18 protein-coding genes are annotated in these 19940 nt (G+C 65.3%); 2 read left to right on the forward strand and 16 right to left on the reverse strand.

Annotation, left to right across the window (positions count from 1 at the left end):
• Nucleotides 1-117: 117 nt before the first annotated feature.
• From DOD19_RS15030 to gatC, 16 genes are all read right to left on the reverse strand, one after another.
• The gene (locus DOD19_RS15030) at nt 118-1719 is read right to left on the reverse strand and encodes an ABC transporter substrate-binding protein (protein ID WP_024977042.1); all 1602 of its coding nucleotides are present in this window, start codon (nt 1717-1719) and stop codon (nt 118-120) included.
• A gap of 100 nt (nt 1720-1819) precedes the next feature.
• Nucleotides 1820-3127: a zinc metallochaperone GTPase ZigA gene (gene zigA, locus DOD19_RS15035; protein WP_112186309.1), complete on the reverse strand. Its 1308-nt coding sequence runs from the start codon at nt 3125-3127 to the stop codon at nt 1820-1822.
• Between the two features lie 86 nt (nt 3128-3213).
• Nucleotides 3214-3633, reverse strand: a complete 420-nt coding sequence (gene dksA / locus DOD19_RS15040) for an RNA polymerase-binding protein DksA (RefSeq protein WP_024977044.1) — start codon at nt 3631-3633, stop codon at nt 3214-3216.
• 421 nt (nt 3634-4054) lie between these two features.
• Nucleotides 4055-5131, reverse strand: a complete 1077-nt coding sequence (locus DOD19_RS15045; protein WP_024977045.1) for a GTP-binding protein — start codon at nt 5129-5131, stop codon at nt 4055-4057.
• A complete protein-coding gene (locus DOD19_RS15050) occupies nt 5119-5646 on the reverse strand; it encodes a Fur family transcriptional regulator (RefSeq protein ID WP_112186311.1) in 528 nt (175 codons plus the stop codon). Before DOD19_RS15050 ends, DOD19_RS15045 begins: the two co-directional genes overlap by 13 nt.
• A 96-nt stretch (nt 5647-5742) precedes the next feature.
• Nucleotides 5743-6981: a lactonase family protein gene (locus tag DOD19_RS15055; RefSeq protein ID WP_112186313.1), complete on the reverse strand. Its 1239-nt coding sequence runs from the start codon at nt 6979-6981 to the stop codon at nt 5743-5745.
• Between the two features lie 12 nt (nt 6982-6993).
• On the reverse strand, nt 6994-8520 hold the full coding sequence (locus tag DOD19_RS15060) for an FAD-binding oxidoreductase (protein ID WP_112186315.1): 1527 nt from the start codon (nt 8518-8520) through the stop codon (nt 6994-6996).
• A gap of 131 nt (nt 8521-8651) precedes the next feature.
• A complete protein-coding gene (locus DOD19_RS15065) occupies nt 8652-9170 on the reverse strand; it encodes a metal-dependent hydrolase (RefSeq protein WP_024977049.1) in 519 nt (172 codons plus the stop codon).
• Nucleotides 9171-9248: 78 nt separating this feature from the next.
• Nucleotides 9249-10442 carry a class I SAM-dependent rRNA methyltransferase gene (locus DOD19_RS15070; protein WP_112186317.1) on the reverse strand — a complete coding sequence of 398 codons (1194 nt, stop codon included), beginning with the start codon at nt 10440-10442 and terminating at the stop codon, nt 9249-9251.
• A 36-nt stretch (nt 10443-10478) separates the two neighbouring features.
• Nucleotides 10479-11465 (reverse strand): tyrosine recombinase XerC, encoded by a 987-nt coding sequence (gene xerC, locus DOD19_RS15075; RefSeq protein ID WP_112186319.1) that lies wholly within the window; start codon nt 11463-11465, stop codon nt 10479-10481.
• 14 nt (nt 11466-11479) lie between these two features.
• Nucleotides 11480-12166 (reverse strand): DUF484 family protein, encoded by a 687-nt coding sequence (locus tag DOD19_RS15080; protein WP_024977052.1) that lies wholly within the window; start codon nt 12164-12166, stop codon nt 11480-11482.
• Nucleotides 12167-12180: 14 nt separating this feature from the next.
• Complete coding sequence (gene gatB, locus DOD19_RS15085) at nt 12181-13647, reverse strand: Asp-tRNA(Asn)/Glu-tRNA(Gln) amidotransferase subunit GatB (RefSeq protein WP_112186321.1); 1467 nt, start codon at nt 13645-13647, stop codon at nt 12181-12183.
• A gap of 76 nt (nt 13648-13723) precedes the next feature.
• Nucleotides 13724-14686 (reverse strand): dienelactone hydrolase family protein, encoded by a 963-nt coding sequence (locus DOD19_RS15090; RefSeq protein WP_112186597.1) that lies wholly within the window; start codon nt 14684-14686, stop codon nt 13724-13726.
• Entirely contained in the window at nt 14686-15168 is a 483-nt protein-coding gene (locus tag DOD19_RS15095) for a hypothetical protein (protein WP_024977055.1), read from the reverse strand. Before DOD19_RS15095 ends, DOD19_RS15090 begins: the two co-directional genes overlap by 1 nt.
• Nucleotides 15169-15207: 39 nt before the next feature.
• Complete coding sequence (gene gatA, locus DOD19_RS15100) at nt 15208-16707, reverse strand: Asp-tRNA(Asn)/Glu-tRNA(Gln) amidotransferase subunit GatA (RefSeq protein WP_024977056.1); 1500 nt, start codon at nt 16705-16707, stop codon at nt 15208-15210.
• Nucleotides 16708-16795: 88 nt separating this feature from the next.
• A complete protein-coding gene (gene gatC, locus DOD19_RS15105; protein ID WP_004628291.1) occupies nt 16796-17095 on the reverse strand; it encodes an Asp-tRNA(Asn)/Glu-tRNA(Gln) amidotransferase subunit GatC in 300 nt (99 codons plus the stop codon).
• A 502-nt stretch (nt 17096-17597) separates the two neighbouring features.
• Between gatC and DOD19_RS15110 the strand changes: the two genes are divergently transcribed.
• Complete coding sequence (locus tag DOD19_RS15110) at nt 17598-18641, forward strand: rod shape-determining protein (RefSeq protein ID WP_004628293.1); 1044 nt, start codon at nt 17598-17600, stop codon at nt 18639-18641.
• Between the two features lie 239 nt (nt 18642-18880).
• The gene (mreC, locus tag DOD19_RS15115; RefSeq protein ID WP_024977058.1) at nt 18881-19927 is read left to right on the forward strand and encodes a rod shape-determining protein MreC; all 1047 of its coding nucleotides are present in this window, start codon (nt 18881-18883) and stop codon (nt 19925-19927) included.
• Nucleotides 19928-19940: the final 13 nt, after the last annotated feature.

A 19940-nucleotide genomic window follows, 5' to 3' on the forward strand; every position in this document is an offset into this window, starting at 1 on the left:
GGGCCGGCCAAAGAACTTCATACTTGACGCCAGCCCCGAGGATTTCAAGCCTGATTTCCGCCACAGCGCACACTTTTTGTGCGCCGAAAATCGCTTCTTGCTGGGCTTCTTACCGTTTCAGTGGGTCACATCGAACGCGTAGGTGCGCTCATCCAGACGCGGCACCACCGTGTAACCCTTGCGCGCAGCCCACACGTTGATGTTGAAGTAGAGCGGAATCACACCGTAATCGCGTATGCCGATTTCCGTGGCTTCCTGCAGCAGCCTCTCGCGCTTGCTGTCATCCAAGGTCTGCAGGGCTTCAGCCAGCTTGGCATCAAGCGCCGGGTTCGAATAGCGTCCGCGATTGGACGCCCCCCAGCCGCGCGCCGGGTCGTAAGTCGCCAGCAGCGCCTTCAGGCTCGAACTGACTTCGCCGGTATCCGCACCCCAGCCGGCTTGCAGAAACGAAAAGTCCAACTTGTTCGCCCGCGTGAAGAACGACGCTGATGGCAGCGTCTCGACCTTGGTGGCAATGCCCACCCGCGAAAGCATCGAAGCGATCACCTGTGCGACGCGGTCATCGTTCGGGTAACGGTTGTTGGTGGCGTGCAGCGTGATGGCAAAACCATCGGGGTAGCCGGCCTGGGCGAGCAGTTTCTTCGCTGCGGCCGGGTCCGCCACAGGTGCCTTCAGGCCTGGTACGTGGCCGAACAGCGCGCTGTTGACGAGTTGGCCGGTCGGCTCGGCAGCGCCTTCCATCACGCGATCAACGATGGCTTGGCGCGAGATCGCCAGCGAGATCGCCTCACGCACGCGTGCATCCTTGAGCGGGTTCTTCGGCAGCGGCTTGCCGGCCTTGTCGGTCACGAACGGCGACACATCGCGGTTCGAATCCATGTGCAGATACATCATGCGGAACACCGGCATCTTGAACACAGTCACAGCCGGGTTGGTCGACAGCTTCTTGATGTCTGAGCTCGGCACGTTCTCGATGACCTGCACGTCGCCCGCCAGCAGCGCCGCCACGCGCGGCGCGTCGGCCGTCAGGATGCGCAGCGTCACGTGCTGCCATTGCGGCTTCTTGCCCCAGTAGCCGTCAAAGCGCGTGAGTTCCACGCGATCGCCGCGGTTGAAGGAGACGAACTTGTACGGCCCGGTGCCGATCATGGCGCGGCCGTTGTTGAAGTCGTCCGCGCCCGCTTTTTCGACGGCCTTCTTCGACACCATGTAGATGGTCGACAAGTCGTTCGGCACCAGCGGGTACGGGCCGTTCGTGGTGATGCGTACGGTCAGCTTGTCGACCGCCGTCACGTCCTTGAAACCACGCGTGTAGATCGTGAACGGCGATGGGCTGTTCTTGATGGTGGCCGGGCGCGCCAGCGAATAGACGACATCGGCCGAGGTGAATTCGCTGCCGTCATGGAAATGCACGCCAGGGCGCAGCTTGATCTCCCATACCGTATCGCTCAGGGCCTTCCACGACGTGGCGAGGCCCGGCTTCAGGCGCATCTTCTCGTCCTTGGCGATCAGCGCTTCGAACATATGCTCGGCAACGTTCGAATTGGGCGTGACGTTGTGGAAGTGCGGATCGAGCGAAGTGATGTCGCTCGACAGCCCAATCACCAGCGTGGAGGCCGGCTGGGCATGCGCCCCAATCGGTGTGAGCGCCGAGAGCGCCGTGGCAAAAGACAGCGCAGCGACCAGGTTCGCGGCGCGCAGCAGACGCAGGACCGGCATGACGACTCCCCGATGGTTCATGACGAAAACGAAACGTTCGGGGATTGTCGGGACCGGACGACGCCGGTGTCAACGTCGATGAAGCAGGGGGTCTGCGTGCTCAGTGATGGTGCCCGCAGTCGCAGTCGTCACCGTGTTGGTGATCGTGGTCCTCGTCCCAGCCGGCATCGTCGTGATCGTCGTAGGCCCAGGCGGGGAAGGGATCGGCCAGCGCGACCCAGGCTTCTGGCCCGGCAGCCATCTCCGCGTCGGTCAGCAGGCAGGCATCGAGCTGCGCAATGAGCGCGGCTTCATCCAGATCCGTGCCGATGAAGACCAGTTCCTGGCGACGGTCGCCCCAGCGCGCTGGCGCACCGTTGTCGTGCATCTTGTCGGAAATGTCTGCGCGGGCCTCTTCCTCGTCGGGCCATTCGGCTTCATCCACCGCAGCCCACCACGCGCCGGCACCGCCATGACGCATCACGCCGCCAGCCTGACCCCAGCTGCCCGCCGTGTCCATGCGCGAGGCCAGCCAGAAATAACCCTTCGAGCGCAGCACGCGGCCGTGTTCGCGCAGCCATTCGGTATGCATCAGATCCCACAGGCGCTGCGGGTGGAATGGCACGCGGCGCCGATAAACGAAGCTGCGGATGCCGAGCGCTTCAGTCTCCGGAACGTGTTCACCGCGCAGCTCCGCCAGCCACGCCGGCGCGGCAGATGCGGCATCGAAATCGAAACGATGGGTGTTGAGGATCTCGTCCAGCGGCACCTTGCCGAACGATGCCGGCACGATGCGCGCGCGCGGGTTCAGCGAGTGCAGGATGCCGGCCAGGCGCGCGCGCTCGGCATCGCTCACGAGGTCGATCTTGTTGAGCACGATCACGTCGCAGAACTCGACCTGTTCGATCAGCAAGTCGACGACGGTGCGGTCGTCGTCTTCGTCACGTGCCTGGCCGCGGTCTGACAGGAAATCGGCGGCATCGTAATCGGCCAGGAAGTGCTGGGCATCGACCACGGTGACCATGGTGTCCAGACGCGCGAGGTCGGACAGCACGTCGCCTTGCTCGTCTTCAAACGTAAAGGTCTCGGCAATCGGCAGCGGCTCGGCCACGCCGGTCGACTCGATCAGCAGGTAGTCGAAGCGGCCTTCACGGGCCAGGCGCGCGATCTCGTCGAGCAGGTCTTCGCGCAGCGTGCAGCAGATGCAGCCGTTGGACAGCTCCACCATGCGCTCGTCGGTGCGAGAGAGCTGCGCACTGGTGGCCGTGCCATCGCCCACGAGCTGCGCGTCGATGTTGACGTCCGACAGGTCGTTGACGATCACGGCCACACGCTTGCCCTCGCGGTTGGCGAGCACGTGATTGAGCAGCGTGGTCTTGCCGGCGCCCAGGAAGCCAGACAGCACGGTAACGGGAAGCGGACGGGACATGATCAGTGGCCTCAGTTTGTGGCCCAACAAAGCAAACAGCCCGGTGAGTTACCGGGCTGCAAATTCAACCGAATGCGACGCGCGCGTCAGTCACCCATCAGCTTCTGGCGCTTTTCGCGGCGCTCTTGCGCCTCCAGCGTCAGGGTGGCCGTCGGGCGAGCAAGCAAGCGCGGAATGCCGATCGGCTCGCCGGTTTCGTCGCAGTAGCCGTAGTCGTTGGCATCGATGCGCGCAATCGACTGTTCGACCTTCTTGAGCAGCTTGCGCTCACGATCGCGCGTGCGCAGCTCCAGCGCGTGCTCTTCCTCGATGGTGGCACGGTCAGCCGGGTCCGGCACGATCACAGTCTCGCGCAGGTGCTCGGTGGTCTGGTTGGCGTTCGCGAGAATTTCATCGCGCATTTTTACAAGCCGGTCCTTGAAGAAGGCGAGCTGCGCCTCGTTCATGTAATCCTTGTCGCTCATCTTCAGGATTTCGGCTTCGGTGAGTAGTTTCTTGCTGCTCATGGTTGCTGCAGATGATCCTGGTAAATCGCGCGCCGTCTCGGCTATCGCGTCGTCCTTGCGCGGGGATGCACCGGACTTGTTCTGGCTGGCGGCGGACTTGCCGCCCCGCGCGCCTCCTTTTGCCTCTCCCGCAGCGGCGCCCCCTGCCGCTTTTCTACGGGTGGCTGGCGCAGCCTGGGCTGCTGCCGACTCCATTACGGACCGCCCGGCACCACCGTTGGCGCCGTGTCCTTCCTTGGTCTTAGTCACCATCGCCTGCTCTCCTACCGGACGTGCTTCGGACGACGTGCTTCTAAATCGACCTATTGTAGCTGAACGATATTAACTGAACTATCGGAGAAACACGGACAGGAAATCCGGCCCGGATTCTGCCTGAAAGCGCGCGGCGGGGCCACCCAAATGGAGGCGAAAAGCGCCCAAATCAGGCCAGGCAGTTCTCCAATCCTTTCAGAATCGTTTCGCGCGGCAGGTCTACGCCGATGAACACCATCCGGTTGGAAGGGGTCTCGCCGTCCCATTTGCCCCCCACGTCGCTGCCCATGAGCTGGTGCACGCCCTGAAACACGACCTTGCGGTCGACGCCTTCCATATACAGCACGCCCTTGTAGCGCAGCAGCTTCTCGCCGTAGATATTCAGCACGCCCGAGAGGAATTCCTCCAGCTTGGTGTAATTGAACGGCCGTTCGCTGCGGAAGACGAACGAGGCGATGCGGTCCGTGTGGTGAGCATGGCCGTGGTGATGGTGATGACCGTGGCCATGGTGATGGCCATGATCGTGATCGCAGTCTGCCGAGCAAGCGTGGTCGTGATCATGATCGTGCTGGTGGTCATGATCGTCTTCGCGCAGGAAATCGGGATCGATCTCCAGCTTGGCGTTCAGGTTGAAGCCGCGCAGGTCGAAAATGGTGTCGATCGGCGTCTCACCAAAATTGGCGGTGCGGATCGGGGCGCGCGGGTTCATGTGCAGCAGGCGGTGGCGCAGTGCGTCCACATCGTCGGCGGAAACCAGATCGCTCTTGGTGATGAAGATGGCGTCGGCAAAGCCCACCTGGCGCTGCGCTTCTTCCTGCTTGTCGAGCTGCATGTTGCCGTGCTTGGCGTCGACCAGCGTGATGACCGCGTCCAGCAGATAGCGGCTGGCGATCTCATCGTCCATGAAGAACGTCTGCGCGACGGGGCCGGGGTTGGCAACACCGGTGGTCTCGATGACCACGCGGTCAAACTGGATCTGGCCGTTGTCGCGGCGCGTGAGCAGGTCGGACAACCCCTTCACCAGGTCACCACGGATCGTGCAGCAAATGCAGCCGTTGCTCATCTGCACGATCTGCTCGTTGCCCTCCTGCACGAGGATGTCGTTGTCGATGTTTTCTTCGCCGAACTCGTTTTCGATCACGGCGATCTTCATGCCGTGCTGTTCGGTCAGGATGCGCTTGAGCAGCGTGGTCTTACCGCTGCCGAGAAAGCCCGTCAGGATGGTGACCGGGATCATTTTGGACATGGTGCGTTTCCTGTCTTGTGATGGGCCGCCAGATGCGCGCAATCCGCGCAAGCGCCCTTGATGGTGAGTTCAGCATGGTCGGCCGCGAAGCCGGCGGGCAGGCCAGCCTTCGGCATGGCCGGCGGTTCGGCGCCCTCCAGGCAGAAGTCGCGCCCGCATTGCGTGCAGTGGAAGTGGCTGTGCGAGCGGTGCGCCGCTTCGCGCGCGGCGTCGTGCTCGGCCAGGCTGAAGCGGAAGACACGATCCGCCCCCGCCGTCTTGTGGACGATGCCGCCGGCCACGAGCCAGTCGAGCACGCGGTAGACCGTCACACGGTCGATGCCGGAATCGTCCGGCAGCGCGTCGCACACGGCCTGGTGCGAGAGCGGATCGGCGCCCTGCATCAGCACGGCCAGCACGCGCACGCGGGGCTCGGTCACACGGCTACCCAGGCCGCGCAGGCGTGCGCGGGCAGCCTCTTCAGGCGAATGGGATTGCGGAGTGACGAGATCGTCGCGCGGGGTCCGGCTGTTCATGCGCGGGATTGTCCCACGGGGCGCGGGTTGCTGCAATTGAGTTGCAATTGGGCGGCCTTGCGCCGCCCAGGGTTTCTTTTCGCGCTTCGTTGCCGCTTACGCCGCAAACATCAGACACACGGGCGTCGGCACCTTCGCCACCACCACGGGCTGGTCCAGCTTGCCGGTCTGACCGTCGATGCGCAGCCGCAGGATGGTGTCGCCCTTCTGGTTGAGCACGTAGACATAGCTGCCGTCGGGCGCCATCGTCATCGCGCGCGGGAAGTGCACACCTTCGCTCCAGTACTGAAGCGGCGCGAGCTTGCCGGAGGCGTCAATGCTGAATGCGGCCACGCTGTCGGCCAGCGGGTGGTCGGACTTCAGCTTCCGGTTGCTGGCGTAGAGGAAGCGCCCCGACGGATGCATCAGCAGCTCGGCGCCGCTCTTCTGACCGGTGTAGTCGGCAGGGGTGGTCGAGATGCGTTGGCGCTCTTCCTGCACGTGGCCGGTGGCGGGGTCGTAACCGTGGCAGGCGACCGAGCCCTCAAGTTCGTTGATGACGTAGAGCAGCTTGCCTTGCGGATGCAGCGCCAAGTGCCGCGGGCCGCTGCCGGGCTTGAGCTGTGCACGATCCCGTGGAGCAAGCTTGCCGCCCTCGATGGCGAACACGTTGATGCGATCGGTGCCCAGGTCGGTGCCGATCACGTGCTGGCCGGTGGTGTCGAACAACATCATGTGCGCATGCGGTGCTTCCTGTTCGGGGCGGGGGCCGGAGCCGGTGTCCTTGAAGATGCCCGATACGGCGCCAAGCTTGCCGTCCTCGCCGATCGGCAGGAGGTTGTACGCGCCACCGCTGTAGATCGACACGCACAGGTGCTTCCCGTCCGGCGACACGACCACATGCGCGGGGTTGGTGCCCGATAGCGACAGCGGCTGACGATTCAACAGCGTCAGCTTGCCGTCGTGCGGGTCAATTGCATAGGCCTCGGCGCTGCCGTTTGGGCGGCCCTCGTAGACCTCCAGTTCATTGATGGCGTACAGGAACCGCTGATTCGGGTGCACGGCCAGGAACGACGGATTGGCACTTTCGACCACCTGCACCTGCGTCCACGCATCGCCGCGCGGCGCCAGCACGTAGATGCCGCGAGCAGCCGGGCCGCCGGCAGTGCCGCCCGGTGCGTTGAACGTGTAGGTGCCGACATAGGCGAAACGGGGAGGGCGCGCATTGCCCACAGGCTGCACACCTGACGCAGCCGGTTGCTCGCCCGCCTGGGCCATGACGGTTTTGGGAAGAGCGCCCAGCAAAGGCAAGCTACCAGTCCACTGCATGAAAGTTCGACGAAGACGATTGGTCATGGGATGGCTCCATCAAACACGCACGGACATCGCGTGGTGGAAGATGTTGTTCGGATCATACCGGTGCTTCACATCCTGCAGAAACGCGTACAGGTCGCCGCTGCCGTAGTAGAGCTGCGGCCAAAACGGGTAGGCCAGCATGTCGACGTCGGGGTAGTTGATGTAGCAGCCCTCGTACCGGTCGCCGGGGTACGGCGTGCCGCTGTGCGGCGCGGGCACATCGGGCGCGCCGTAGACGTCGCGGTAGAAATCGCTGATCCAGCGCAGGTGACCGGCGTCATCGGCGGCAGACGTCCAATACGTCTGGTACTGCAGCTTCATGATCGACGCCCGCTGCGGCACAGCCGTATCGCCAATGCGCTCGGCCTTGTTGACGGCGCCCCCGTACGAATCGACTTGCAGCAGAGACTGGCTCAGATCGACGCCCGGCATCGTCCGCGTGAGGTGCGTATAGATGCGCTGCGCCTCGCGCGCCGTGAAGCCGCGTTTCATATAAGCCGACTTGTACTTGCCGCGCTGATTGGCGCCCGAGCCGTTCAGATACTGCGTGGCCGTCAGCCAGTCGTACTGCACGATGGTGTGCGGCTTGGAGCAGAGCAGCTGCCCCACGCCCTGCTTGTGCGCGGGGCCGTAGCCGGGCGGCCGCCCTTTGACCGGCGTGGGCGCGCAGGCCTGGAAGCGGTTCAGAAAATCATTGAGGACAGAGAGATCGCGGCACGTGCCGTCGGGGTTGCAGAACTGCGTGAGCAGGACGATCTGCCCCGACGATTTGTGCGTGAGCTTGAGCAGCGAAAACATGCCCCACGTGTCCGGATCCTTGCCGCGCGTCTCCCAGTATTCGCCGTAGATGCGCAGCAGTTCTGCAAAGCGCTGCGGCGTCATGGTGGCCCAGTCGAAGGCCACGGTTGCGAGCGCAACTTCCTGCGGTGCCGCGGGCAGCTTGGCGAACGTGTAGCCGGTGATGACGCCGAAGTTGCCGCCGCCAGCGCCACGGCAGGCACGGAACAGATCGGGATCGTGCGCTGCATCCACCGTGCGGGCAGCCGCCTTGCCGGTCTTGTCCACCGTGACGATGTCAACGGCCGAGAGCCAATCCACCGTCAGCCCTTGCAGCCGTGAGAGCAACCCATAGCCGCCGCCGCAGATATGCCCGCCAGCACCCACCGAATAGCACGAGCCACCAGGCAGCGTCACGTTGTGGCGCTTGTACAGCTCCAGGTAACCGTTCCAGTTCTGCGTGCCGGCCGGAATGCGCACTGTGCCATCGGCGTGCACCTCGGGCGTGGCGAGCAAGCTCAAATCGACGATCGTGCCGTCCGGGTTGTTGGAGACGAAATCCTCATAGCAATGCCCGCCACTGCGCACCGTCGGGCGCTGACCCGCGTTGATGATGCGCTGCACGGCGGGCACCACATCGTCGGCCTTTTCAATGAGGTCGATGCGGCTGGCGGCCTGCGCATCCGTCGCCGGCCAGCGCAGGTTGAAGCCATGTTTGAGCGTGTTGTAGCGAGGGTCTTGGCGCGTCACATCCAGTGTCATCGACGACTCCCGGTGAGGGCGTTTGCGCAAGCGTTGCGCAAACGAAGTTGGGTTCGGACGCACGGCGTCCGGCGGTTCCAACTTAGTCGTTCGCGGGCCCGGCTTCCATCAGACAATGCCGGTCGACCGGCTCATCGCGCCTGGTGGGCGAGCCATTCAACCACCCGGGTTGCCGTCGCGGCCCATAGCGGCCGCACTAGCCAGCATGCCGCGGCCCACGCCAGGATCACCACGATCAGATCGCAGCGGCCGCTCTTCCACAAGTTCAGGGAATGGCGCCCCCAGATCCAGGGCACGCCCAACGGATTGGGCCAGTCCGCCAGCAGGTGCATCAGCCCGCCGCAGGCGAAGCCGAACAGCAGCGGTGCCCACAGATGGCCGTGGCCCAGCGCCTGGTACGACAGAACAAGCACGGCCACCCAGCCAATGCCCCAGTGGGTGGCGGTGCGGTGTGTGATCCAGAGGCGGCGTGCACGCGTCCACCAGGCGACCTCCATCCAGTCAGGCGCAGTGCTGCCGGCAACCGCCGCGCAAAACGCCAGGATGCTGCCGAGATGTTCGAGAGACGTATGGGAAGCCTGTGCGACGGCGGTGGCGGCAATCAGACCTGCCGCCCAGCCCGTTGCGTGATGGGCAGCATTGGAAGCCATGCACGTGATGCGGAAGACGAAGGACCGCATCTTCGCAATGGAGGCTTGCCGGGACAAGCCAAAAATTGCGACAAATTGCTAGCCGATCTGGAGCAGCAGCCCCTTCAGGTATTCGCCTTCCGGGAAGCTCGTCAGCAGCGGGTGGTCCACACCGCCAGCAAGCCGGCGCTGGATGCGCGCCGTCACCTTGGCATCGGCCGCGGCGCCCGCGACGATCTTTTGAAACAGGTCTGCGTCGATTGCACCCGAGCACGAATACGTAAACAGCAGACCGCCCGGGCGCAGCAACTGCATGCCGACCAGGTTGATCTCTTTGTACGCCCGTGCCGCGCGATCGACTTGCTGCGCCGACGCCGCAAATTTGGGCGGGTCCAGCACGATCAGGTCGAATTGACGACCTTCTGCGCGGAAGTTGCGCAGTGACTTGAAGACGTCCGCATCCAACCACTCGGCGCGCGCCGGATCGAAACCGTTGAGCGCAACGTTGCGCTCGGCCACCGCCAATGCCTCGCCCGACGAGTCGATCGACACCACCGAGCGCGCCCCGCCCTTGAGCGCCGCCAGCGAGAAGCCGCCGGTGTAGCAAAAGCAGTTGAGGACGTCGCGATCCTTGGCCAGCGCGCCGACCAGTGCGCGGTTGTCACGCTGGTCGACGTAGAACCCGGTCTTATGACCTTCGCGCACATCCACGTAGTAGCGCACGCCGTGCTCGGTGGCAGACAGATCTGCGGCAGGCTCGGCGCCAGCCAGCACGCCGGTCATCTGCTCCAGGCCTTCGCGCTCGCGCACGCTCACATCGGAGCGTTCGTAGACGTTGGGGCAACCCGTCTCTTTGATGAGCGCGGCGACGATCGCCTGCTTCCAGTGCTCCACGCCAGCGGCGCTGAACTGGCAGACGAGCTGGCCAGTCTCACCGGTGCCGTACTGGTCGACGATCAAGCCGGGCAGGCCGTCGGCTTCGCCCATGACGAGGCGCACGGCGTCGGTGTCGTGCACCCACGCGCGGCGGTACGCCACTGCCGCGGCAATGCGGCGCTTGAAGAAGGCATGGTCGACGGGCTCGGCTTCGTCGAACGACCACGCGCGCGCGCGGATCTGCGAGACGGGGCTGAACGCCGCACGCGCCAGAAACTGGCCGTTATGCGCCCGCACGATGACGGTCGCGCCGGAGACAGGCTTGCCCTCCACGCGATCGATGGCGTTGGCGAAAATCCACGGGTGCCGGCGCAGCAGCGAGCGCTCCTTGCCGGACTTGAGAATCAGGGTTTGCATACGACTGGGATGGTTCGCCCGGCAAAGCGGGCAGCGCTACTTCTTCTTCGCGCGGGGATGCGCCTGATCGTAGATCTTGGCCAGGTGCTGAAAATCGAGCGAAGTATAAACCTGCGTGCTGGCGATGCTGGCGTGGCCGAGCAGTTCCTGCACCGCACGCAAATCGCCCGACGACTGCAGCATGTGCGTGGCAAACGAATGCCGCAGCACGTGCGGGTGCACATCCGCCGGCACACCTGCCGCGATGGCGTTGCGCTTCATGCGCAATTGAATCTGCCGCTGCGCCAACCGCTTGCCGCGCGGCGAGAGAAACAGCGCGTGCGCGTCTTCAGGCACCGCGTCCGGCTTGGCCAGTTGCTCGCGCACCGCCAGCCATGCGGTCAGGGCCTCCGCCGCCTTGGTGCCCACCGGCACGGTGCGCCGCTTGCTGCCCTTGCCAAGCACCTGCACCTCGCGCGCTTCCAGGTCGAGCCAGCTCGAAGATTCATACTCGCCGGCCTTCACGTGCCGCATATCCAGGCTGACCAGCTCGGAGAGCCGCAGCCCGCACGAATAGAACAGCTCGTTGACAGCGCGGTCGCGAACCGTCTCGGCATCGTCGCCGGGCAGTTGCTCCATCAGCGCGACGGCTTGCTCGACGGACAGCGCTTTCGGCAAGCGCTTCGGGCTCTTGGGCGCGCGCACGCCGTCGACCGGGTTGGCGGTGACGGCGGCATCGCGCAACGCCATCCACTTGAACCAGCCACGCCACGCCGACAGCGCCCGCGCAATGCTGCGGCCGGACAAGCCACTCCCGTGCAGCTGCGCCATCATGCGGCGAATATGGTGCGACTGCAGCTGCGTGAGATCGACGTTGGCAGCGTGCTGCGCACCCAGGCGCTGCAGCACGGCCAGCTCGCGGGTATAGCTCTCCAGCGTGTGCGGCGAGAGCTGCCGCTCGAACTTCAGTGCGTCGAGGTACGCCGCAATCTGCGGATGCGGCGCCTGGGCACCATGATCATCGGCGGAGGCAGATTGCGGCATGCGGCGGGCTGCGCTCAGTCACGCAGGCGGTTGAGCGTGGCAGCGGCCAGTTCGCCGATCTGCGCGAGGTAGGTCGTGCCCATGCCGTCATGGAAGCGGCGGGCGTCCGGCGAGCCGAGCACCAGCAGTCCGAATGCCGGCGCAGCGCTGGCATCGGCGTCCCCACGCACAGGCACGCGCAGCGTCACAATCGCGAGCGACTCGATGGGCTCGCCAGTGTCCGACGTATCGAGCCAGCCGGCTGCCTCAAAGCCCGCGTTGGCGCCGCAATACGGCGCACGCAGGCCGGCCGCAAACAGGCGCACTTCCTCGCTGACGCCCTGCGCGACTTCCAGGTGCGCGAATTCTTCGCCCACCTGCCACACGCGCAGCGCCACGGCCGGCACGTCGAAAATCTCACGCAGGCCATCCTGCACGGCATACGGCAACGCATGCGTGTCGGCCTCGCCCAGCAGGCGCGTCGTCCACGCATGCACGCGCTGCTGCGTGCGGTCGTTCTCGTTGCCGTGGCGCATCAGGTCCGACAGCTTGAGCTCGAGGTGCTTGTTCTTGTCGCGCAGGATTTCCATCTGGCGCTCCTGCAGCGACACGGCACGGTGGCTGTGCGGGCTGGTGAGCTGGATGGCGGCCAGCAGCTCGGCGTGCTCTTCAAAGAAGGCCGGATGCGCCTGCAGGTAGTTGGCGACGTCTTGTGCGTTCATCGTGGAGGTGCTCATCAGGCTGCGCCCAGTTTCTTCTTCAGCAGTTCGTTGACTTGTGCAGGGTTGGCCTTGCCGCGCGTGGCCTTCATGGCCTGGCCGACCAGCGCGTTGAATGCCTTCTCCTTGCCGGCGCGGAATTCCTCGACCGACTTGGCGTTGGCCGCCAGCACGTCGTCGATGATCTTCTCCAGCTCGCCCGAGTCCGACATCTGCTTCAGGCCCTTCTCGGCGATGATCGCGTCGGCATCGCCACCGTGTTCGCCGGCCCACATGGCGGGGAAGACGTCTTTCTTGGCGGTGTTGTTGCTGATCGTGCCGTCGGCAATGCGCGCAAGCAGCTTGGCCAGTTGCGCAGGCGACACCGGCGCAGCATCGATGTCCAGATCGGCGCGGTTCAGGTTCGAGGCGACCTCGCCCATGATCCAGTTGGCGGCAGCCTTGGCGTTCGCGGCACCGGCATCAGTCACCACGGCTTCGAAGTAAGCAGCGGTCGACTTGGTGGCGGTCAGGATGCTGGCGTCGTACTTCGGCAGGCCGTAGGCGGATTCAAAGCGCGCAGCCATGGCGGCCGGCAGTTCGGGCAACGTGGCGCGCACGCGCTCGACCCAGTCGTCGCCGATCACGAGCGGCAGCAGGTCGGGATCGGGGAAGTAGCGGTAATCCTGCGCGTCTTCCTTGCTGCGCATCGAGCGCGTTTCCTTGCGGTCCGGATCGTACAGGCGCGTTTCCTGCACCACGGTGCCGCCGTCTTCGATCAGCTCGATCTGGCGGCGCACTTCGTAGTTGATCGCCTCTTCCAGGAAGCGGAACGAGTTGAGGTTCTTGATTTCGCAGCGCGTGCCGAACGGTGCGTCCGGGCCCCGGCGCACCGACACGTTCGCGTCGCAGCGGAAGCTGCCTTCCTGCATGTTGCCGTCGCAGATGCCCAGCCACATCACCAGCGCGTGCAGTGCCTTGGCATAGGCCACGGCCTCGGCGGCGCTGCGCATGTCGGGCTCGGTCACGATTTCCAGCAGCGGCGTGCCGGCACGGTTCAAGTCGATGCCAGTCATGCCGGCAAAGTCTTCGTGCAGCGATTTGCCCGCATCTTCTTCCAGGTGCGCACGCGTGAGTTGCACGGTCTTCTCATAGCCGGGCTGACCGTTCTTGCCTTCCACCTGGATGGTCAGCGTGCCGCCCTGCACCACCGGAATCTCGTACTGGCTGATCTGGTAGCCCTTGGGCAGATCGGGGTAGAAGTAATTCTTGCGCGCAAAGATGCTCTTGGGCGCGATCTTGGCGCCGATGGCCAGACCGAACACGATGGCACGCTCGACGGCGCCCTTATTCAGCACCGGCAGCACGCCCGGCAGCGCCAGGTCAACCGGCGCCGCCTGCGTGTTGGGCGCCGCGCCGAAGGCGGTGGAGGCGCCGGAGAAAATCTTCGAGACCGTCGAGAGCTGCGTGTGCGTCTCGAGGCCGATCACCACTTCCCATTGCATGTTGCGTGTGTCCTGTCGATTGTTGTGGTGTGAATGTCTAGGTACTCAGTATTCAGGTGTTCTTGCGTTGCTGCGATCAGGGGTGCGGCGCATCGAGCCACGCCGCGAGCTTCCCAAACGCCGCTTCGCGCGCCGCCGGATCGCCACCGACCGTGACCGTTCCATAGCGACGCCCCTTCGGGATGCCGTTGCGCTCCTTGACCGGCGCCGTGCCATCAAAGCCGTGGTACGCGCCGCCAAACATGTCCAGCTCGAAACGGGCCTGCGGCTGTCGCGCCAGTACGGCAGTCTGCAACGCCTGGCAATGATCGGCCGGCGTCCAGTCGTCGTTGCCGCCGGCCAGCAGCAGCAACGGCGCATTCAGCCGATAGTCGGGCCGTTTCTGCGCCGACGCACAGCCCGGATAAAACGCCACCGCGCGATTGACCCCAGGCGTATCGACGGGCCAGGGACGGCTGGCATCCACGGCCTCCAGCACGGCCTGCGCGCCGTTGGACCAACCCAGCAGAACAATGCGGCGCGCATCCACGCCCGGCTGCCCGGCTACCCAGCGGATCGTCGCCAGCACGTCGGCGCGGCGCACCGCGCCATTGATATCGCGCGTGGCAGTACGTTCGGTGCAGATGCCATGCGGCTTACCGCGCGGGCCGAAGCTGTCGGGAAACACCACCGCATAGCCCCGCGCGCCCAGCCACTGCGCATACCCGCGATACCGCGAGCCCAGCGCCTTGGCATCCGCCCCGGCCTGCGTATAGAGGCCGCTGCAGCCGTGCAGCGCGATCACCACCGGCGCGCCGGTCGCAGGTGCCTTGACGGGCGATGCGACCCAGTAGGCGGTCAGCGTTTGCGGTGCATCCTCGGCGTCCTTCATCGACGCGCGCGGAATCTCCACCGTCTGCACGCCCAATTCTGCTGATGATGGCGCACGCGCAGCCGGCATGTCAGGCAAGGCGCCTTCGGCGTCCGGCGTCGGTTGTGCAGCGGCGTGCAGCGCCAGGGCGCTTGCTAGCGCCGCCAGCACACGGAGCGATGTACGCATCACCGGGCATTCCGGGCGCATTGGCCCGTTTGCGGATCGAACATCACCGGCCAGGCTTCGTCATAGATGCCGGGCGTGCAATGCGCTTCGCAGTTGGCGTGTGCCAGCGTGACGCGGCGTGGGTCCTGCCAAACCATCAGCGTGCACTTGCCGTAGCGCTCGCGCAGCTCGATGCTGGGGCGGCGCTTGGTCTGCTGGAACGTCGACAGGTCGAACTGACACGAACCGCGCCGGCCGACCCACAACTGCCATTGCATGGCGCTGACGTTGTTGTCGGCCACGGTGAGCGTCGCCTGCTCGCGGAAGCCGTCTTCCTCGGTCTGGTTGCAGTAGCCGTTGATGTCGATGCGGCGGTCGGAGATCGGCGGCGGCTTCGACGGGCGGCTGATGCCCGGAATGGACGGCAGCGGAATCGGCACGCACGCCGCCAGCAGGCCGGCAGCAAGCGCCAGCCCGAGTGCAGTGCGGATGCGGTGGTTCATGCGTGCCTCCTGCGCGGAGCGGGTACGTCGGAACGGGCCTCAGGCCGCCGGCTGGCGGTTGTGCCAGTCGGTCGCCTGCTGGAACGCATGCGCAATCTGCAGCATGCGTGCCTCTTCAAAATAGTTGCCGATGATCTGCAAGCCAACCGGCAAACCGTTGGCGCCGAAACCGGCCGGCACGCTCATGCCCGGCAGGCCAGCCAGGCTGGTCGACAGCGTGAAGATGTCGGCCAGGTACATCTGCACGGGGTCGCTCGTCTTCTCGCCCAGTTTCCAGGCGACAGTCGGGGCAACCGGCCCCATGATCACGTCGCATTGGCGATTGGCACCGGCCAGCACGTTCTGGAAATCCTGCGCGATGATGCGGCGGATCTTCTGCGCCTGGAGGTAATAGGCGTCGTAATACCCGTGGGACAGCACATAGGCGCCCACCAGGATGCGGCGCTTGACCTCCCAGCCAAACCCTTCGGCGCGGGACTTGCGATACATGTCGGCCAGATCGCGGTATTCCGCCGCGCGGTGGCCGTAACGCACACCGTCAAAGCGCGACAAGTTGGACGACGCCTCGGCCGGGGCGATCACGTAGTACGTCGGGATCGACAGTTCGGTCTTCGGCAGGCTGATGTCGACCAGCGTGGCGCCGAGCTTTTCCAGCTCGGCCAGCGCGGCGCGCACCGTGGTGCGCACGTCCTCGGCCAAGCCTTCGCCAAAATACTCCTTGGGCAGACCAATGCGCAGGCCGGCCAGCGGGCGCGCAGCATCGGCGCCTTGCAGCGGCTGGCCGAGCAGGCGGCCGAAGTCTTCCACGTCGCCACCGCGGCCGGGTTCCAGACTGGTGGAATCGCGCGGGTCGAAGCCAGCCATGGCAGACAGCAGCAGCGCACAATCTTCGGCCGTGCGCGCCATCGGGCCTCCCTGATCCAGCGACGAGGCAAAGGCGATCATGCCGTAGCGCGACACACGGCCGTACGTCGGCTTGATGCCCGTGATGCCCGAGAACGATGCCGGCTGGCGGATCGAGCCGCCCGTGTCCGTTCCCGTTGCAGCGGGCGCCAGATCGGCCGCCACCGCCGCCGCCGAGCCACCCGACGAGCCGCCCGGCACGTGCTCGACGTTCCAGGGGTTTTTGACCGCGCCGAAGGCCGAGTTCTCATTGGACGAGCCCATCGCAAACTCGTCCATGTTGGTCTTGCCCAACGTCACCATGCCGGCCGCGCCCAGGCGCTCGACGACGGTGGCGTCAAACGGGCTGGTGTAATTGCCGAGCATCTTGGAGCCCGCCGTGGCGCGCCAGCCGCGCGTGACGAACACGTCCTTGTGCGCAATCGGCACGCCGGTCAGCGGCGCCCCGTTACCGGCTGCGATGCGCGCGTCGGCGGCCCGGGCCTGGGCAAGCGTTGCCTCGGCGTCGACGTGGGTAAAGGCGTTGAGGTGCGCCCCGGCCTCGATGCGCGACAGGTAATGGCGCGCCAGTTCCTCCGCCGAAACCTCCTTGGCGGCGAGTTGGGCGGACAGGGCTTTGATCGTGGATGCGGTCATCGAATACGTTCGGATGGGCTGCCGGCAAGCGCCGGCGACGTCGAATGGAGTGGGTTCAAGGCAGGCGCGGGAGCGCCGTTTACGCGGATTACTCGATCACCTTGGGCACGAGGTACAGGCCTGCTTCGGTGGCCGGCGCGCATTGCTGGTAGTCCGCGCGGCGGTCGGCCTCGGTGACGGCATCGTCGCGCAAGCGCTGTGCTTGCGCCTGAACTTGCTCGATCGGGTGGGCCATCGGCTCAATGCCGGTGGTGTCCACGGCCTGCATCTGCTCGACCAGCGAGAAAAACTGGTTGAGCTGGGTGAGGGTCTGCGCGGCCTCGCCTTCGGAGACTTCGATACGGGCGAGGTGGGCGATGCGTTTGACGTCGGAGAGTTCGAGTGCCATCGGAATGGGTCAGTGAGTGCAGCGGCGGGCGGGCAACGTACGACAAGCGACGGCTACTGCGCGCAAGGGGCGCCCAGGTTGGGCCCTGGCAGCGCCGATTTGCCGCAATTTTGGCGCCAAACGCCCGCCGAATACCCGCAGAGTGCCCGAATTATAAGGTATGATTGCCGACTAAATTTCTAAGTCAGCAGGCGACTTCGTGCAGTCACGGACCCTCTGATTAAGTACCCCGGGAACCTCCCGGCAGTCGCACCGTCAGCATCAGGCGACACTTAATCAAAGGTTCCTTGGGGGCCCCCTCTCCGGGCAGCCCAGCCTCGGCAGGATGGCCAGTGCCACGGCACCCCACCGTCGATCACCACGGAGCCCGCGACATTCCCGGGAGCGCAGTAGCAGGATCGGACCGCATGGCATGCCCGTGCGAGGTCTGCGCGTTGGTGCAGCCGTTGCGCCGCAGTCCTGCTGCTGGGCCGCCCATGACTCGAAAAACAGGATTCATTCGATGTTCGGCTTTTTGCGCAGCTATTTCTCCAACGATCTCGCGATCGACCTCGGCACCGCCAACACCCTGATCTACGTCCGCGACAAGGGCATCGTCCTTGACGAGCCGTCGGTGGTGGCCATTCGCCAGGAAGGTGGCCCGAACGCCAAGAAAACCATCCAGGCCGTCGGTAAGGAAGCCAAGCAGATGCTGGGCAAGGTGCCGGGCAATATCGAGGCGATCCGCCCGATGAAAGACGGCGTGATCGCCGACTTCACCGTCACCGAGCAGATGCTCAAGCAGTTCATCAAGATGGTGCACGACACCAAGCTGCTGCGCCCGAGCCCGCGCATCATCATCTGCGTGCCGTGCGGGTCGACCCAGGTCGAGCGCCGCGCCATCCGTGAATCGGCGCTCGGCGCCGGGGCGTCGCAGGTGTACCTGATTGAAGAGCCGATGGCCGCTGCCATTGGCGCCGGCCTGCCGGTGTCGGAGCCGTCGGGTTCGATGGTGGTGGACATTGGCGGCGGCACCACCGAGGTGGGCATCATCTCGCTGGGCGGCATGGTCTACAAGGGCAGCGTGCGCGTGGGCGGCGACAAGTTCGACGAGGCCATCGTCAACTACATCCGCCGCAACTACGGCATGCTGATCGGCGAACAGACCGCCGAAGCCATCAAGAAGGAAATCGGCTCGGCCTTCCCGGGTTCGGAAGTGCGCGAAATGGAAGTGAAGGGCCGCAACCTGTCGGAAGGCATTCCGCGCGCCTTCACGGTGTCGTCCAACGAAATCCTGGAAGCACTGACAGACCCGCTGAACCAGATCGTCTCCTCGGTGAAGATCGCCCTGGAACAAACCCCGCCTGAACTGGGCGCCGACATTGCCGAGCGCGGCATGATGCTCACCGGCGGCGGCGCGCTGCTGCGCGACCTCGACCGCCTTCTGGCCGAAGAAACCGGCCTGCCCGTGCTCGTGGCCGAAGACCCGCTGACCTGCGTGGTGCGTGGCTCGGGCATGGCGCTCGAACGCATGGACAAGCTCGGCAGCATCTTCTCGTACGAATAACGGGACCATGCGCCGCGCCGATCCGCGTTCCGCTGTTGTGACCGATTTCGTGACTACGATTGTGGTCACGCCAGCCGCCTTCGCGGACCGCTGAGATGCGTCTTGCGCCGGTGCGCCGTGCTCCGCCCGCCAAGGGCTTGGGCACCGCACCAGCGCCACACCCAATCTGTTGCCGGCAGGCCGTTGACCTTGACGTTGACCGTCACGCGTCTGCCGTGCCCATTTGAAGCGTCCGGGTCATGGATTACTCCCCGCCGCCCCTCTTCAAGCAGGGCCCGTCCGCCACCGCGCGGCTGGTCGCTTTGCTCGCGCTCGCGCTTGCGCTGCTGGTGATCGATGCCCGCATGTCCGTGCTGGGCGTGGTCCGGCAAGTCGTGTCGGTCATCCTGTACCCCGTCGAGCGCCTGGTTCTGATCCCGCGCGATACGGCACGCGCCGCACTCGAATACACGCAATCGTCCACCAAGCTGGCTGTTGATAACCGCAGCCTGCGCGAATCGGCCGTTGCCCAGGCGCAGCAATCGCTGCGCGCCTCGCAGCTCGAAGCCGAAAACCGCAATCTGCGTACGCTGCTCAATCTGAAACAGCACGCGGCGGTGCCCACGGTGGCGGCGGAAGTCCTCTACGAGGCGCGTGACCCTTATACGCAGCGCATCGTGATCGATCGCGGCTCCAAGGACGGTGTGCGCGCGGGCTACCCGGTCATCGATGATCGCGGCGTGGTTGGTCAGGTGACGCGCGTGTCGCTGTTTGAATCGCAAGTCACGCTGCTGACCGACAAGGACCAGGCGATTCCCGTGGAGGTCGTGCGCAACGGCCTGCGCAGCGTAGCCTTTGGCGGTGCCCGACCGGGTGCGCTGGACCTGCGCTTCATGGCTGCCTCGGCCGATCTGCAGCAGGGCGACCTGCTGGTCACGTCCGGGCTGGATGGCGTCTATCCTGCGGGCCTGCCGGTGGCTCGTATTTCGCAAATCGAGCGCAAGGCCGACACCGCTTTCTCGCGGGTGGTCTGCGAACCGGTGGCCGGCATCCGCAGCAACCGGCACCTGCTGATCGTGAAGTACGAATCGGGCTTCCCGCCGCCGACGGATCTGTCGCCGGCGCCAGTGCCCAAGGGCAAGAACGCTGCACGCAACGCGCGCGAAGAGAAGGACCGCGCTGCACGCGCCGCCGCCGAGGCCAATGTCCCGGGCCCCGCGCCCGCAGCTGAAGAAAACGCTCCGCCGCCGCGCCCGACCGACGCCGACGGCAATCCGCTGGACACCGATTCAGCGCAAAAACGCTGAAGCGAGGCCATCG

It is taken from the genome of Ralstonia sp. GX3-BWBA (assembly GCF_003290055.1).
Classification (GTDB): domain Bacteria; phylum Pseudomonadota; class Gammaproteobacteria; order Burkholderiales; family Burkholderiaceae; genus Ralstonia; species Ralstonia holmesii.

Bases quoted from the DNA above. Each gene is read 5' to 3' on its own strand.
- DOD19_RS15030 (WP_024977042.1), bottom strand. From the start codon at position 1,719: ATGCCGGTCCTGCGTCTGCTGCGCGCCGCGAACCTGGTCGCTGCGCTG.
- zigA (WP_112186309.1), bottom strand. From the start codon at position 3,127: ATGTCCCGTCCGCTTCCCGTTACCGTGCTGTCTGGCTTCCTGGGCGCC.
- dksA (WP_024977044.1), bottom strand. From the start codon at position 3,633: ATGAGCAGCAAGAAACTACTCACCGAAGCCGAAATCCTGAAGATGAGC.
- DOD19_RS15045 (WP_024977045.1), bottom strand. From the start codon at position 5,131: ATGTCCAAAATGATCCCGGTCACCATCCTGACGGGCTTTCTCGGCAGC.
- DOD19_RS15050 (WP_112186311.1), bottom strand. From the start codon at position 5,646: ATGAACAGCCGGACCCCGCGCGACGATCTCGTCACTCCGCAATCCCAT.
- DOD19_RS15055 (WP_112186313.1), bottom strand. From the start codon at position 6,981: ATGACCAATCGTCTTCGTCGAACTTTCATGCAGTGGACTGGTAGCTTG.
- DOD19_RS15060 (WP_112186315.1), bottom strand. From the start codon at position 8,520: ATGACACTGGATGTGACGCGCCAAGACCCTCGCTACAACACGCTCAAA.
- DOD19_RS15065 (WP_024977049.1), bottom strand. From the start codon at position 9,170: ATGGCTTCCAATGCTGCCCATCACGCAACGGGCTGGGCGGCAGGTCTG.
- DOD19_RS15070 (WP_112186317.1), bottom strand. From the start codon at position 10,442: ATGCAAACCCTGATTCTCAAGTCCGGCAAGGAGCGCTCGCTGCTGCGC.
- xerC (WP_112186319.1), bottom strand. From the start codon at position 11,465: ATGCCGCAATCTGCCTCCGCCGATGATCATGGTGCCCAGGCGCCGCAT.
- DOD19_RS15080 (WP_024977052.1), bottom strand. From the start codon at position 12,166: ATGAACGCACAAGACGTCGCCAACTACCTGCAGGCGCATCCGGCCTTC.
- gatB (WP_112186321.1), bottom strand. From the start codon at position 13,647: ATGCAATGGGAAGTGGTGATCGGCCTCGAGACGCACACGCAGCTCTCG.
- DOD19_RS15090 (WP_112186597.1), bottom strand. From the start codon at position 14,686: ATGCGTACATCGCTCCGTGTGCTGGCGGCGCTAGCAAGCGCCCTGGCG.
- DOD19_RS15095 (WP_024977055.1), bottom strand. From the start codon at position 15,168: ATGAACCACCGCATCCGCACTGCACTCGGGCTGGCGCTTGCTGCCGGC.
- gatA (WP_024977056.1), bottom strand. From the start codon at position 16,707: ATGACCGCATCCACGATCAAAGCCCTGTCCGCCCAACTCGCCGCCAAG.
- gatC (WP_004628291.1), bottom strand. From the start codon at position 17,095: ATGGCACTCGAACTCTCCGACGTCAAACGCATCGCCCACCTCGCCCGT.
- DOD19_RS15110 (WP_004628293.1), top strand. From the start codon at position 17,598: ATGTTCGGCTTTTTGCGCAGCTATTTCTCCAACGATCTCGCGATCGAC.
- mreC (WP_024977058.1), top strand. From the start codon at position 18,881: ATGGATTACTCCCCGCCGCCCCTCTTCAAGCAGGGCCCGTCCGCCACC.